Below are 14,728 nucleotides of genomic sequence, written 5' to 3'. Positions count from 1 at the left end.
AAAGTAATTTACAATAATTGTCAAGAAATCTAAAAATTCCATTGAGATTAAAAATATAATATTGATAAAACGGAAAAGAAGAATCAAGAGAAACTATGATGTTACAAAAAGAATAAAATTGCTATAGAGAATAAAAATAAAAAGTTAAAACTTAGCTGTTTACCAATGAGCAATGACCAATCTGCGGGTAGTGTGCCAGAAGAAAGCGTCGGTCGTATTTTACAGCGGGGGGGTGAAGAACTGGCATTGGAGAAAGTGAGCGATCGCTTCACGGTCCGCCCCGCTACCCCCGACGCTGCATCTGAGGAGTTGGCGCAAACTATTCCCGCCCAAGCACACCAGGAAATCCCCGGTAGAAGCGGGATGACTCCTCCCCTACAAGAATTCATTGTTGACCCATCCCAGCGAGACGAAGCCATGCAGGCGGCAAGAGAATCTGAGGATGTCGCCTTTGCCAGTCATGTCTATAAACTTAAGGAGAATCCGCAGACGTTAGTTTATCTAACGGATCAGGTGACAATTCAATTTGCCCCATCGGTGGATGAAGAAACGCAAAGAGCGATCGCATCCTTATTTGGCTTACAATTGCTGCGACCCGTTAGCGGTATTCCCAACACCTTCGTCTTCGAGGTCAGTCCGCAAGCACGGGAAAATCCCATTAAAATTGCCAACCGCTTAATGGGGCGAAAAGAGGTACTTACCGCCGAACCCAATATCGTTGTTCGACAAGAAAAGCACTACCGGCCCAAAGATTCCCTCTATCCCAAGCAATGGTATCTCAACAACCTTGGCGGATCTCAGATAGCAGCCGGTTCTCACATTTCGGTTGAGAAAGCCTGGGATATCACCAAAGGCATCCGTTCCATCGTTGTCGCAGTGGCAGATGATGGCTTTGACCTCAACCACCCAGATTTTCAGGGAACCGGCAAAATTGTTGCTCCTAAAGACTTCAAAGAACAAGACTTCTTGCCGCTACCTGGAGACGACAATGAAAACCACGGAACCGCCTGTGCTGGGGTTGCAGTCGCAGAAGAAACCGGCACCGGCATTGTAGGAGTCGCCCCAGGCTGTGCCCTGATGCCCCTCCGCACCACCGGCTATCTAGATGACGAAACCATCGAACAACTCTTTGACTGGGCTACCAACAACGGTGCTGCGGTCATTTCCTGTAGCTGGGGGCCAGCAGCCGTCTACTTTCCCCTGTCCCTGCGGCAACGCGCCGCCCTAACTCGTGCCGCGACCCAAGGACGAGACGGTAAAGGCTGTGTCATCGTCTTTGCTGCCGGGAATGCAAATCGTCCCATCAGTGGCACGATTAACGAGCAGGGATGGCCTAATAACCTGTTAAAAGGTCCTACCCAGTGGCTAGGTGGTTTCACCGTTCATCCAGATGCGATCGCAGTTTCTGCTTGTACCAGCCTCAACAAAAAATCTGCCTACAGTAACTGGGGAACCAACGTCTCTGTCTGTGCCCCCAGTAACAATGCCCCGCCGGGAATGTGGTTTGAACAAACCGGCTATGTCAGTACCGCCCCCGAAGTCAGAGCATTGCTGCCTGGATTGGGCATCTTTACCACTGACCGACTCGGAGCCGCTGGCTACGACAGCAGCAACTTCACCAGTGACTTTGGCGGCACCTCTAGTGCTTGTCCCGTGGTCGCAGGCGTTGCTGCCCTCATTCTGTCAGCTAATCCCGATTTAACTGCAACAGAAGTTAGGCAAATTCTGCAACAAACCGCTGACAAAGTCGTTGACCCCGACCCCGACCCCCAATTGACTTTTCGATTGGGCAGTTACGATGCAAACGGTTTCTCGCAGTGGTTCGGCTATGGCAAAGTCAACGCTTTTAAAGCTGTTCAAGCTGCCCAGCAGCAGCGCGTCCAACCCTCCCAAGCCTCCCAAGCCTTGCACGGACGCAATGACAACCTCGTCCCCATTCCCGACTACAACTCCCAAGGCGTTACCAGCGCAATTAACGTAACTTACGCCAGTCCTTTACGAGATATCCAAGTCAGCGTCAACATTCAACACCAGTTTTTGGGGGATATCGAAGTTAGCGTGAGGAGTCCTAACGGAATTACGGTGCTGTTGCAAGGTCGCACGCTGGGTTCTACAACTCAATTGCAAGCCACCTACACGCTGCAAAATACACCCGCACTCCAGCAACTTCTCAACAAACCCGTAGCAGGCATCTGGCAGTTGTGGGTCGTGGATTATGCCCAGATGGATACAGGAACTTTGAACAGCTGGGAATTAACCTTGGGCATCTGAGTAGGGGCACTGCTGTGCCCCTACTCAGTTTTTTATCGGCAATCAGAGTATGTTGCTGGATAGATAGAAATAGCGGTAATGGTCGTGAGTAATGAGCCGTCTCCCATTACTGATTCCCTAAAAGCTCTTGTTTGCGAATGAATGAGAATTTCTATAGAAAGGTTAAAACGATGACTGAGCGCCCGATACTTCATTTAAAGGGGGAGCAGTAGAGAGCGTATCCGCCTCTTCTACTTCGCATCCATCTATCTGTTTAAGCGCCGCTTCTAAATCGGCGGTTAGTTTTTTCGCACTTTGTTTTGGCGTATTGCTGCAATAATTCGCGACTGAGATCGGCTCACCAATGTTAACTTTGATACCGCATCCCCAATGCGGCACCGGGCTGCCGTAACGGACGCTAATCGGCACAATTTTGACATCCAATTCTGGTTGGCTGGATTCCACTTGCAAGGCAATGCGCGCCAAACCCGTCTTGAGGGGGTGAACTTGCGTATCCTGGTAGATGCCGCCTTCCGGGAAGATGACCAGCACTTCTCCCTGGCGGAGAACTTCGACGCCATGACGAAAAGTGCCAACTCCCGGATTTCGGGTATCTACTGGGAACCCTCCCATGCGGCTGATAAACCAGCCTTGCCACCCTTTCATTTCATCCGCTGACACCATAAACCGCAGGTCACGACCCGTCACAGGTTGTCCAGCCGCATGAGGCACGACAAACGCATCCCAGCGAGAGCGATGGGTAGGAGCTAGGATTACCGGCCCGGTAGCGGGGATATTTTCTTGTCCGGTGACTTCGGCTTTACCAAAGTAAAAGGGAATGACAAGATATTTTGTCACCTTATAGCCTAAGGAAGCTAGCCAAGGTAAAACACGGGAAGTAATAGGAACTACCTTGACAGGTTTTGGTGTCTCTATCGTTTGTTCAGAGGGGTCGGGCTGAGTCATCACGAATAAAACTTCTCACAGCATCCATAATTCCAGCTTATGTATGATTACGGCATCTGTCTTGTAGTAGAAGGACAGTTCTCATGCTGTCATTAGCAGAGTAAAAGTAAACATAAATAAGAGCAATTTTTTTGTTTTGCCTTTTGCCTTTTTACTTTTGACTTTTTAAGCGCCGTTGGGCAAACCAAGATTGCAGATGTTGGCGGCAGGCAGACTCTAAGATACCACTTATGACCGGCAAGCGGTGGTTAGAGCAAGCGCTATCTGGAATATTGGCAACGGTACGAATCGCGCCAGTTTTTGGATCGTCCACACTGTAAACGAGAAGTCGCAGACGTGCTAGCGCGATCGCACCAGCGCACATGGGGCAAGGTTCTAGGGTGACGTAGAGCGTGCATTCGTTAAGGTGCCAGTTCTGCATTGCTTGCCCAGCAGCTCTGAGAGCTAAAATTTCGGCGTGGGCAGTCGGGTCTTTGTCACGTTCTTTGCGATTTTCACCCTCTGCAATCAAGTTACCATCTGCACTAACAATTACTGCTCCCACTGGCACTTCCCCAGCATCACCCGCCTTCTCGGCAAGTTCTAACGCTCGAATCATCCATTGTCGGTGAACTAGGTAAGCAGAGTCCTCAATTTCCGGTGGCGGAATCTCAATAGCCATGCGCTTGTGCCCGTACCGACTATACAAACGAGATTCACCTGTGTTGGCTGATTCTAGCCTGGAACGGCGGGTTGAGCCAGTAAGGGGTCTAATTGTCCGCCTGTATTCAGTTGATAGAGGTCATCGCTCCCACCAATGTGCTGCTCATTGATAAAAATCTGCGGCACGCTTCGACGCCCGTTGGCACGTTCAGCCATCTTTGCTCTGGCTGCCTCATCACCATCAATTTTATACTCAGTAAAGTTGACACCCTTCCACCAGAGCAACATCTTGGCTCTGATGCAAAAGGGGCAAGTTTGCCAAGTATAGATTTCAACGTTGGCTTTGTTACGTTCTGGATGACGCCCTAGGATTGGATTAAGAAAGTCAAACATTTTAGGATTTTTAAATTTTCTAGATTTGGATATGTGTTTAGCTGTTGGCATTCAGCAATGCGCCTTCGTTTAATTTGCCAAGCCCAGGGCTGAGTACCTCTGTTTAAACTAGATCGTTTTTTCAAACAAGACAACAACCACAATATATTAATAAGTTTAGTAAACTAAAAAAATAATTTTATTAATTAAAACTTTTTATAGTTTACTTCGTGAAAGGTTGTATACGTTTAGCCTTACAAGTATTTTGTTCCAATAAATACAAAGTTTTTTGAAAATTATGCTAAGGCGAAAAAAATAAGGTTAAAAGGGAGATTTGATAAAATTTTTGATTGTTGAGGATAAAAGCCAGCGAATACTTTTCGACCTGTTTCAAGAAAGAAATATCTAAACTTAATTAAAGCAGTCCTCAAGGATTCGAGAAAGGCGAGATTTCTGAGTTTGAGGGAGAAGCTGGGGATTTGAACCGCTAGCATCTCACAACTCAAATAGGATTGTTCTAGATCGGTTGATTTTTTGTGCTGGCTGCTGGAATTCATTCTCTAAGAGACATGAGCCAAAGGGGTTCGTAGGCACGAACATAGCTAGCTTTTCAGTGATAGAGCGAAGATTTTTGACAACTAGCGTTGGCAATGCGACGGATCGGGTTAACCTTTGAGGAAATACCATTCTGTTTTAAGGCACCCTTGGCAGCAGATTTCAGATTTTTTTTATAAGTTAATTGCTGTCTTGTCCGGGTTTGGCAGGAAAGTTGATAAAGAATGTTAATGCCTTCAGCCCTTTATTTGGTGAGAATTTTTAGCTAGCTGGTTTTTTTATTACAAAATACAATTGTTTCATTGCTTAAAAAGCTATCTGTAAAGCCATAGTCGTTTACTCAGATGCGATTCAATCGCCACATCTATGCTTACTGCCTACCACATTACCCAGCAAACGGTTCCGCTTCGTTCAATTAAAATTTAAAATAATTAATAAGAATGGTTAATTCTATTAAAGAAACTAATGATGTGTTCTCTATGCTCCACCCTTACGCTTTACCGCTCCATCAAGCAATTGATCGCAACCCTCTGACGGTAACTCCTGACACGCTAGCCACAGAAGCGATCGCATTGATGAGTCAGGCGCAGGCTAGCTGTGTCATCGTGGTAGAAGAGCAGGTAACAGCGGAAAAACCAACACAACTAGCGAAACCAACCCCCATCGGAATTTTTACAGAACGGGATTTGGTTCGAGTCACGGCTTTAGGTAGAGACATTAAAGGTGTAGCGATCGCTGCACTAATGAACCAGCCGCTGATTACCCTGAACGAATCCCAAGTACAAGATATTCAAACCATCAGCCGACTATTTTACCACCATCAGATTCGCCATCTGTTGATTGTAGAGGATGAATCCGGTCAACTGGTCGGAATCATGACGCCAACCAGTCTGATGCCAGTCGTTAGCGATCGCCATAACCCAAAACCGGAAAACTTGTTCGGCTATTCAAACTTAGAATTGTCTAAGCGGGAAACTCGTGACCGATTGCTGGCATCAGACTGCACCGACATGATTTCCACTCATACTCCGGAAGGTGTTTACCTCTACGTTTCACCTGTATGCAGTATTTTACTGGGATATAAGCCGGATGAACTTCTGGGACGCTCGGTGCTTGAATTTTGCCATCCGCAAGATTTAGTCCTGATAGAGCAATTTGCTCAGAATGATCCGGTTGCTTTAAGAGAACATCCAACTCAACTAAATTTTCAAGAAATCAACACAATTAGCTACCGAATTCGTCATCGGCAAGGTTATTACATTTGGTTTAAAACTACGCTCCGAACTATCCGCCATCCGGATACAGGAGCAGTGCAAGAAATTATCGCTGTTTCGTGCGATATTAGCCAACGCCAGCAAGCAGAAGCTGAGTTAAGAGAAAGTCAAGAAAAATATAAAATTCTTTTTCAATGCTTCCCAATTGGCATTTCCATTACCGATAATAACGGCAATATTGTTGAAGCCAACCAAGCTTCAGAAAGAATTCTAAAGTTATCTATTGAAAACCATAAAAATAGAAGGTGCGACAGCAAAGAATGGCGAATCGCTCGACCGGATGGCAGCTCGATGCCACCGGAAGAATTTGCTAGCGTTCGGGCGTTAAAAGAAAATCAAGTGATTGAAAATCGAGAAATCGGGATTGTAAATGACCAGGATGAAATCACCTGGCTTAACGTCACTGCGATTCCCATTCCTCTCAAAGATTATGGCGTTGCGATCGCTTACATTGAGATTACAGAGCGTAAAACCGCCGAGGAAAAAGTTGAGAAATCGCTTTCTCTGCTGCGCGCTACGCTTGAATCAACTGCTGACGGCATCGTTGCAGTGAGCCTAGAAGGAGATATTGTCAGCTACAATCAGAAGTTTCTTCAGATGTGGGAGGTTCCCGAAGACCTAATCGGCTCGCCTCGCGCTAACGAACAAATCGTCTTTCTTAAAGACCAGTTGAAAGAGCCAGAAGCTTTTCTAAAGCTGGTTTGGGAACTTTCCAGGCAACCAGAAGCTAAGGCATACGACATTCTGGAATTAAAAAACGGGAAAATCTTTGAGCGCTACTCCACACCGTACCGACTCGGCGAACAAATCATTGGCAGGGTTTGGAGTTTTCTTGACATTACAGAACGGACGCGAACTGAGGAGGCATTACGCTCTTCTATTGAGCGAGAGCGCTTGCTGGGAAGAATACAAGGGCGCATCCGCCAATCGTTGCATTTAAACGAAATCCTTAACACAGCGGTTGCAGAGGTGCGAAACTTTCTGCCAGCCGAACGAGTTGCTCTCTATCGGCTCGATGCTCGCGGTGCCTGCTTTGTCGTCGAATCTGTCGCACCCGGTTGTGAATCCATTCTGGATGTCTCGCTGTATGACCCCTGCTTTGAGGCAGAATATATCCAAAAATTTCAAACCACTGGGTATGTGTCAGCTGTAGATGATATTTACCAAGCGGATCTGCCTGCGAGTTACGTGAAGTTACTCGCAGGGGCAGGAATTCGGGCAAATTTGATGGTACCAATCTTGATTCGGGAACAGGGAGGCAACCGAGAAGCGAATAATGAATCGAATAGCAACAGTCCCGCCCCACTCCGTCCCTCTTTATCCAATCCAGCCGCCAAAATTCATTTGTGGGGGATACTCTGCGTCCATCAATGCTCTGGATCTCGTCACTGGGAGCCTTATGAAATTAAGTTGTTGCAACAATTGTCCGTCGGGTTAGCGATCGCAATTCAGCAGTCTTCCCTCTTTAAACAGCTGGAGGAAGCCAACCGGGAGTTGCAGTGTATCGCTTCTCTGGATGGCTTAACTCAGGTGGCAAATCGGCGCAGGTTTGACGAATATCTTGCCCAAGAGTGGCGGCGGCTGGGACGAGAACAAGCGCCAATATCGCTAATTTTCTGCGATATCGACTGTTTTAAAATTTACAACGATACCTACGGTCATCAAGCTGGAGATAGCTGTTTGCGACAGGTTGCTGGTGCGATTCGGTTGATGCTGAAGCGCTCAACCGATTTAGTTGCCCGTTATGGAGGCGAGGAGTTTGCCTTAATTTTGCCCAACACTCCGTCTGCGGGTGCCAGTTACATCGCCGAGTCGATCCGCTCAATGGTGAAAAGCTTAGAGATTGTCCACGTCCACTCTCCAGTTAGCCCCTACGTCACGCTGAGTCTGGGTGTCGCCAGCATAGTTCCCAGTTTAACGTCATCACCGGCAGCGCTGATTGCAGCAGCCGATGAAGCGCTATATCAAGCGAAAAAAGAGGGACGCGATCGCGTCAAGGGATACTGCTAGACGCAGCTCTTCGCGTTAAAGTACACCAGAATCATTGAGAGCCTCGCCCCATCATACAAACTGAGAATCTCTAACTTTGATTTTTTAACCTTTTAGATTTAAGGATCTCTGTTGCCGCTTCCGCCGGAACCGGGGGACTAAACAGATAACCCTGCAAACCATCACACTGAACTGAGTACAAAAAATCCAATTGTTCTACTGTTTCAACACCCTCAGCAATCACTTTTAAATTGAGTCCGTGACCCAGTGCCATAACTGCCTTAATAATCGCAGCATCATGAGTATTCGTCATGAGATCGCGAATAAATGAGCGGTCAATTTTTAGCGTATTGAGCGGAAAGTGTTTTAGATAGCTCAGTGAAGAATAACCAGTCCCAAAATCATCCATTGAAATGTGAATTTCCAGTTCCTGCAACTTCTGCAACACAGAAATTGTCCATTCCACATCTTGCATTGCAATGCTCTCAGTAATTTCGAGTTCCAGATAACGAGGTTCCAACTCAGTTTCAGCTAGAATTTGCTCAACAACTTTTACTAAAGTGGGTTGCTGAACTTGACGACCTGAAAGATTCACGGCAATCCGGATTGGCGGCACTCCAAGTGATTGCCAAAGACGATTTTGCCTGCAAGCTGTCCGCAAAACCCATTCTCCAATCGGAGAGATCAAACCCGTTTCTTCTGCCAGAGGAATAAATTGATAAGGGGGAATTAAGCCTAGTTCGGGAGATTGCCAGCGAATCAGTGCTTCCATGCCCACGATTTGACCTGTTTTTAAGTCTACCTGCGGCTGGTAGTGCAACAGAAATTCCTCACGTTCTAAGGCTTTGTAAAGTCGGTTTTCTAATTTCAGCCGTTCCAGTGCTTTTGCCCCTAGGGCTGGTGTATATAGCTGATAATTATTGCGCCCTTGTTGCTTGGCTCTGTACATCGCAGCATCGGCGTTTTTTAACAGCGTTTCTGCGTCTTCCCCATCATAAGGAGCTAAAGCAATCCCCAAACTCGCTTTGATGTGTAAAGAGGTATCGTGATAAGTCTCTACATCTTCAAAATGAAAAGGAACGTTTAGGGCACCCAGAATTCTTTTCGCAATCTTGGTAACATCGTCCAAACAAGTGATGGGGGAGAGCATAATGGTGAATTCATCCCCACCCCAACGGGCAACAATGTCGGTTTCTCGCAGGCAATCTGTGAGGCGTCGAGCCGCACATTGCAGCAGTAGATCGCCTACGGCATGACCGAGCGTGTCGTTAATCGTTTTGAAGCCATCCAGGTCGAGAAACACCACTGCCAGCATATCGCCGCAATTCAGATGAGTGCTTGCCAGCGCTAGAGAGAGCCGGTCATTGAATAACAGCCGGTTGGGCAAACCCGTTAAGAGGTCATGAGACGCCTGATGTCGGATTGTATCCTCTACTCGCCTTTGCATTACTGCCATGTAGAGGTGGATTCCCACCGATTGAGCCAGCTTGAGTTCTTCTTGTGTCCACTCTTTAGCCTGTCCTTGGGTGATTTCTCGCCATGCTTCAAATGACTGGCGGGGGCGGACATTCCGTTCGTCGGGATTCTGACGACCTGCCCATAGGGTTTCTGTATTCATCTCATGCCGGAAGATGGTGAGACACCCCACGCATTGCTGATGATAACTGAGAGGCACGATCAGAATAGAGCGAATAGGCGTTGTCTCAAAAGCAGGGACTGCATATTTTAGTTGTGGTTCTTGATATAAATCGGGGATGGTGTAGAGAAAATTTTGACTTTTAAAATTTGATATTTCCCTAGCTACTCCGTAGCTGTTATGCGAAGACTCAAGGAAATGATTTTGAGGATTAAATTCCGACTGTAAAAACCAAGAGTCAGAAGCGTGATTAATGAGATTCTGATGACTGAAATCTTGATGGTTATCTTTGGATTTGTTTTCAGAAGGACTGTCTGGGATACCGACGCTGTTCGGTTTCCCGGAGATAATTTGTTGCCAAAAAGGAGTTTCTTCAATCCAAGCTTGGAGTGGCTGCTCGCCAGTCGTATAAAGTTGAGCAGGCTGACCTGTTGTATCTGCTGTAATGTACAATCTGCCAGCAGCACCGTGTAAGGCGCTAACGGTTTCTTCTAAAACGGTCTGCCGAATTTCTGAAATTTTTAGCGGAGAGTGGAGTAGACTACTAATTTGGTTGATTGTTGATTCATGCTGAGCTTGTTCGCGTGCGGTTTGAAGAAGATTGGACTGAGCGATCGCAATCGACACCTGATCCACGAGCAGTTGAACAATTTGTAATTCTTGTTCGCTAAATTTGCGCCGGGATGCGTGGTGACACACCAACAACCCCCACAAGCTGTTTTGATGTAGGATTGGCACGGCGAGAGAAGCACTCACCCCCATCGTCGTCAGATATTCGACGTGGCAAGGATCGACTGGGGAATAGCGGATGTCTCTAGTTACTAAATTTTTGCCGGTTGATAGACAATCTAACTGTTCTTGAGTTTTCTGCCTAGAAATGACATCGACAATGACTCGCTGGCGGACTTTGACAAACAACTCACGAGCATTGGGCGGAATGTCCTCCGCTGGAAACCGCAGCCCCATCATAGAGGGTAAACAATCGCCATTTATAGATTCGGCAATTACTTCTCCACTGGCATCTGGGTGAAATCGGTAAATTTTGACCCGATCCATGTCTAAAAATGAGCGAATTTCCCGCGCTGTTGTCGCCAAAATCTCTTGTAGCTCCAAAGATTGGCGAATTCGGGTTGTAATTCGATTTAGCAAGCTTTCCCTATCGTAAGATCGGGTTGTCCCTGCCCTTCTTGCTTGCTGTAATGCCGGTATATTCTTTCGTCGAACCATTCAATTAAACCTGTCTAAAGAGAGAAATAGACCCCACAAATACCAGTATGAAGTGCTGCATCTATCTTGAGATATAAAGAAATAAATTTATAACTAAATAATTAAATGATGTTACGTCGAGAACTGAGTGTTACTTGCGTACCGTGCTTATGTTTTGCTAGTGTTCATGTCCACCTGAGTGCGATCGCACAGATGTTTTTTTAAGCAATGAATAGCGTAGCCCAAAAACTTGAAAGTCTCCTCCCCAGCTCTGGGATTGTGCCGTGGGAACAGATAGAAGCCACTCGAAAAGCACAAATCTCTCAAGCAATTGCACCAGGAACGACCTTTGATTGCATTGTTTCTCCCCGCACCGAGGAAGAACTCGCTCAGGTTATGGCTTATGCCTACCAGCATCGGTGGGGCATCTTACCCTGTGGCAGCGCTAGCAAACTAGGTTGGGGTGGATTGGTAGATGGAGTCAATTTGGTTGTCAGTACCGAACGTCTGAATCGCTTAATCGCTCATGCGGTTGGCGATTTAACCGTTACGGTCGAAGCAGGCATGAAATTTGCCGAACTGCAAAAGATTCTAGCGCAACAAGGTCAATTTTTCGCCCTCGATCCAGCCTATCCAAAAGACGCCACAGTTGGTGGTATTGTTGCGACTGCTGGGGGCGGTTCCTTCCGGCAACGCTATGGTGGGGTGAGGGATATGCTACTGGGTCTTTCTTTCGTCCGCAGCGATGGTCAGATTGCCAAAGCCGGGGGTCGGGTGGTAAAAAATGTTGCCGGTTACGACATGATGAAGCTATTTACCGGCTCTTTTGGAACCCTAGGGATTATCAGTCAAGTGACGTTTCGGGTTTATCCTCTGCCGGAGGCATCTGCAACCGTAGTGCTGACTGGTACAGCCGAAAAAATTGCCGCAGCCACCAAAACGTTGCTCGCTTCAGCCTTAACGCCCACGGCTGTTGACCTGCTATCCACTCAAATTGTGGCTAGTTTAGGGTTAGGGGAGGGCATTGGTGCGATCGCTCGCTTTCAAAGTGTATCGCCGAGCGTGAAGGAACAGTGCGCTCGATGGTTGGAAGTGGGGCAACATCTCGGTTTACAGGGTGTCTTGTATTCAGATGCCGATGAGGCTGAGTTATGGCAGAAGTTACAAGAACAAATGTGGGCATCCCACACAGAGGCAGCGATCGCTTGCAAAATAGGAGTATTACCAACTGCCGCCGCGACCATTTTGACTCATCTACAAATCCATGTCCCATCGGTGATGTGTCTGATCCATGCTGGAAGTGGGTTGGGACTATTGCGGTGCAATGGTGACGTTGTTGAAACAACCGCGATCGCGTTTTTACAACAGATGCGAGCGCTCTGCGAATCTCACGGCGGGTTTTTGACAATTCTAGAAGCGCCGATTTCCTTAAAGCAGCAACTAGATGTCTGGGGTTATACCGGCAACGCCCTGGATTTAATGCAGAAAATCAAAACGCAATTTGATCCAGAAAATATTTTAAGTCCAAGTCGGTTTATCGGTGGAATGTGAACAAAGCGCTTTCATCGCAGAAAACACCGTCTAAACAGTAGGGAAGATTACACTCATCCATGCAAACATCAGAGAATTCTTTAACAAATTTAGATGACTCAAACCCGATTAAAATTAACGGATTTGATAACGATCATCCCCCCAATCCCAAGTTAATTGATAGCTGCGTTCACTGCGGTTTTTGTCTATCTACTTGTCCCAGCTATCGGGTGATTGGCAAAGAGATGGATTCTCCTAGAGGCAGAATTTATCTCATGGATGCTATCAATAAAGGTGAGATTTCTCTAAATACTGCAACAGTACAGCATTTTGACTCTTGTTTAGGATGTCTTGCCTGTGTCACAACCTGTCCTTCTGGCGTGCAGTATGACAAGCTAATTACTGCCATGCGTCCCCAAATTGAACGCAATTATTCGCGCAGTTTGCCAGACAAGTTGTATCGAAAACTAATTTTTTCCTTATTTCCGTATCCTAATCGGCTGCGAGTTTTGCTAGCGCCTCTGATGGTTTATCAGAAATTAGGCTTGCAAAAATTAGTTCGTTCGACTGGATTACTCCAACGCCTTTCTCCCCGCTTAGCAGCGATGGAATCAAATCTGCAAGAAATTACTCCCAGAACCTTTGTAGATACCCTACCAGAGGTGATTTCGGCTGAGGGTGAGAAACGCTATCGAGTGGGCGTTATTTTGGGCTGCGTGCAACGTCTATTCTTTTCAAAGGTCAATGAAGCAACGGTGCGGGTATTAACTGCCAATGGCTGTGAAGTCGTGATTCCAAAGGCTCAGGGGTGTTGTGCTGCATTGCCACATCACCAAGGACAGGAAGAACAAGCAAAAGCGATCGCGCGCCAAATGATTGATAGTTTTGAAGGTACAAACGTTGATGCCATCATCATCAATGCTGCTGGTTGCGGTCATACTTTAAAAGAATACGGACACCTGCTACAAGATGACCTCGATTATCAAGAGAAAGCCGTAAAATTTGCTGCTAAAGTAAAAGACGCTCAAGAGTTTCTATACGAAGCCGGAATAACGGCGAAACTTTCCCCACTTTCCGATCAACCATTGACTTTGGTTTATCAAGATGCCTGTCATTTATTGCACGGGCAAAAAATTAGCGTCCAACCGCGCCAATTATTGCGCCAAATTCCAGGCGTTCAACTTCGAGAACCGATGGATGCAGCGTTATGTTGTGGCAGTGCTGGGGTTTACAATATGCTGCAACCTGAAGTTGCTGGAGAATTGGGTAAGCAAAAAGTTGAAAATCTTCTGAATACGGGTGCTGAATTAATTGCTTCGGCAAATCCCGGTTGTACGATCCAAATTAGCAAGCATTTAGAACTGCAAGAAAAGGCAATTCCCATCATGCATCCGGTAGAGTTGTTGGATTTGTCAATTCGGGGAGTGAAACTGCACGAGTAGGGTAATAGTAGCGGCATTTATGCGAGCGCTTATGGTACATACACCTCCTAAAACCTTGACTCTAGAGGAGTTTCTGAAGCTGCCAGAAACTAAGCCAGCCAGCGAATACATCAAGGGTCAAAGCATCCAAAAGCCAATGCCGCAAGGGAAGCACAGCAAGTTACAGGGAAAGCTAGTCACTGTTATTAATGAGGTGGTCGAGGCTAAGCGAATTGCCCTAGCTTTTCCGGAATTGCGGTGTACCTTCGGCGGACGGTCAATCGTGCCAGATGTGGCGGTGTTTGCTTGGGATAGAATCCCTCTTGATGAAAATGGAGATATTGCCAATGTATTTCAGGCTGCTCCAGATTGGACAATTGAAGTTCTCTCTCCAGAACAAAGTCAAACCAAAGTAACCGGAAATATCCTGCACTGCCTCAAACACGGTAGCAAATTAGGCTGGCTACTCGATCCAGACGAACGCTCCGTGCTAGTTTATCCTCCCGGACAGCAACCGGGATTGTTGCAGGAAGCATTCGACGTGCTACCTGTTCCAGACTTGTTAACAGAACTGCGGCTAACAGTAGGGGATGTGTTTGGATGGTTAAGAATGGGAGGATGAACAGGAAAGACGAAGATTGAGCAACGATAACGGTTTGCAGTTGAGTCCAATACAGACCCAACCTCCAGCCCCTTCCCTATAGAGTGAAGGAGAGCCATCTTCAAGGCTCCTTCGGGCTTCTAAGACGAGTTTCGGGAGTCAACCCCTGTAATTAACGTCAGTTCGGGTTAAGCCGAAGGCAGCAAGTTGTGGTCAATGGCAATCGCTGGCTTCTTCGGTTGATGGCAGTAGGCAATCAATCCGCAGAGAATGTTGACAAAGCAGT

General features: G+C 46.8%; 9 protein-coding genes. 5 read left to right on the top strand and 4 right to left on the bottom strand.

What is annotated here, in order from left to right; genetic code table 11:
• The first annotated feature begins 165 nt into the window (after positions 1-165).
• Positions 166-2,271, top strand: coding sequence for a S8 family serine peptidase (locus NC996_RS24030; RefSeq protein WP_190688825.1), 2,106 nt, complete (start codon positions 166-168; stop codon positions 2,269-2,271).
• 162 nt (positions 2,272-2,433) lie between these two features.
• Here NC996_RS24030 and NC996_RS24025 read toward each other — a convergent pair whose 3' ends face one another.
• The 3 genes from NC996_RS24025 to grxC form a co-directional block, all read right to left on the bottom strand.
• Positions 2,434-3,216 carry a 1-acyl-sn-glycerol-3-phosphate acyltransferase gene (locus NC996_RS24025; protein WP_190525763.1) on the bottom strand — a complete coding sequence of 261 codons (783 nt, stop codon included), beginning with the start codon at positions 3,214-3,216 and terminating at the stop codon, positions 2,434-2,436.
• Between the two features lie 151 nt (positions 3,217-3,367).
• Positions 3,368-3,877, bottom strand: coding sequence for a tRNA adenosine(34) deaminase TadA (gene tadA / locus NC996_RS24020; protein WP_190688822.1), 510 nt, complete (start codon positions 3,875-3,877; stop codon positions 3,368-3,370).
• A gap of 53 nt (positions 3,878-3,930) precedes the next feature.
• Complete coding sequence (gene grxC / locus NC996_RS24015) at positions 3,931-4,251, bottom strand: glutaredoxin 3 (RefSeq protein WP_190688819.1); 321 nt, start codon at positions 4,249-4,251, stop codon at positions 3,931-3,933.
• Between the two features lie 974 nt (positions 4,252-5,225).
• On the opposite strand from grxC, the gene NC996_RS24010 reads away from it, so the two are divergent.
• A complete protein-coding gene (locus NC996_RS24010) occupies positions 5,226-8,069 on the top strand; it encodes a diguanylate cyclase (protein WP_190688816.1) in 2,844 nt (947 codons plus the stop codon).
• Between the two features lie 70 nt (positions 8,070-8,139).
• Here NC996_RS24010 and NC996_RS24005 read toward each other — a convergent pair whose 3' ends face one another.
• Complete coding sequence (locus NC996_RS24005) at positions 8,140-10,911, bottom strand: EAL domain-containing protein (protein ID WP_190415541.1); 2,772 nt, start codon at positions 10,909-10,911, stop codon at positions 8,140-8,142.
• Positions 10,912-11,118: 207 nt separating this feature from the next.
• Here NC996_RS24005 and NC996_RS24000 point away from each other — a divergent pair, with 207 nt between their 5' ends.
• Genes NC996_RS24000 through NC996_RS23990 form a run of 3 tightly spaced genes read left to right on the top strand, consistent with a single transcriptional unit; the run spans position 11,119 to position 14,463 of the window.
• Positions 11,119-12,441 (top strand): FAD-binding oxidoreductase, encoded by a 1,323-nt coding sequence (locus NC996_RS24000; RefSeq protein ID WP_190688813.1) that lies wholly within the window; start codon positions 11,119-11,121, stop codon positions 12,439-12,441.
• A gap of 59 nt (positions 12,442-12,500) precedes the next feature.
• Positions 12,501-13,862 carry a (Fe-S)-binding protein gene (locus NC996_RS23995; RefSeq protein WP_190688810.1) on the top strand — a complete coding sequence of 454 codons (1,362 nt, stop codon included), beginning with the start codon at positions 12,501-12,503 and terminating at the stop codon, positions 13,860-13,862.
• A 31-nt stretch (positions 13,863-13,893) separates the two neighbouring features.
• A complete protein-coding gene (locus tag NC996_RS23990) occupies positions 13,894-14,463 on the top strand; it encodes a Uma2 family endonuclease (protein WP_190688807.1) in 570 nt (189 codons plus the stop codon).
• Positions 14,464-14,728: the final 265 nt, after the last annotated feature.

Origin of the sequence: Trichocoleus sp. ST-U2, assembly GCF_039961875.1 — a bacterium.
Lineage (GTDB): Bacteria > Cyanobacteriota > Cyanobacteriia > Cyanobacteriales > FACHB-T130 > FACHB-T130.
The sequence above is the reverse complement of the archived record's forward strand: the minus strand, read 5'-3'. Positions and strand labels throughout refer to the sequence as shown.

What these genes read in the sequence shown, in the direction of transcription:
- NC996_RS23990 (WP_190688807.1), top strand. Translation starts at nt 13,894, where the DNA reads ATGGTACATACACCTCCTAAAACCTTGACTCTAGAGGAGTTTCTGAAG.
- NC996_RS24000 (WP_190688813.1), top strand. Translation starts at nt 11,119, where the DNA reads ATGAATAGCGTAGCCCAAAAACTTGAAAGTCTCCTCCCCAGCTCTGGG.
- NC996_RS24005 (WP_190415541.1), bottom strand. Translation starts at nt 10,911, where the DNA reads ATGGTTCGACGAAAGAATATACCGGCATTACAGCAAGCAAGAAGGGCA.
- grxC (WP_190688819.1), bottom strand. Translation starts at nt 4,251, where the DNA reads ATGTTTGACTTTCTTAATCCAATCCTAGGGCGTCATCCAGAACGTAAC.
- NC996_RS23995 (WP_190688810.1), top strand. Translation starts at nt 12,501, where the DNA reads ATGCAAACATCAGAGAATTCTTTAACAAATTTAGATGACTCAAACCCG.
- NC996_RS24010 (WP_190688816.1), top strand. Translation starts at nt 5,226, where the DNA reads ATGGTTAATTCTATTAAAGAAACTAATGATGTGTTCTCTATGCTCCAC.
- NC996_RS24030 (WP_190688825.1), top strand. Translation starts at nt 166, where the DNA reads ATGAGCAATGACCAATCTGCGGGTAGTGTGCCAGAAGAAAGCGTCGGT.
- NC996_RS24025 (WP_190525763.1), bottom strand. Translation starts at nt 3,216, where the DNA reads ATGACTCAGCCCGACCCCTCTGAACAAACGATAGAGACACCAAAACCT.
- tadA (WP_190688822.1), bottom strand. Translation starts at nt 3,877, where the DNA reads ATGGCTATTGAGATTCCGCCACCGGAAATTGAGGACTCTGCTTACCTA.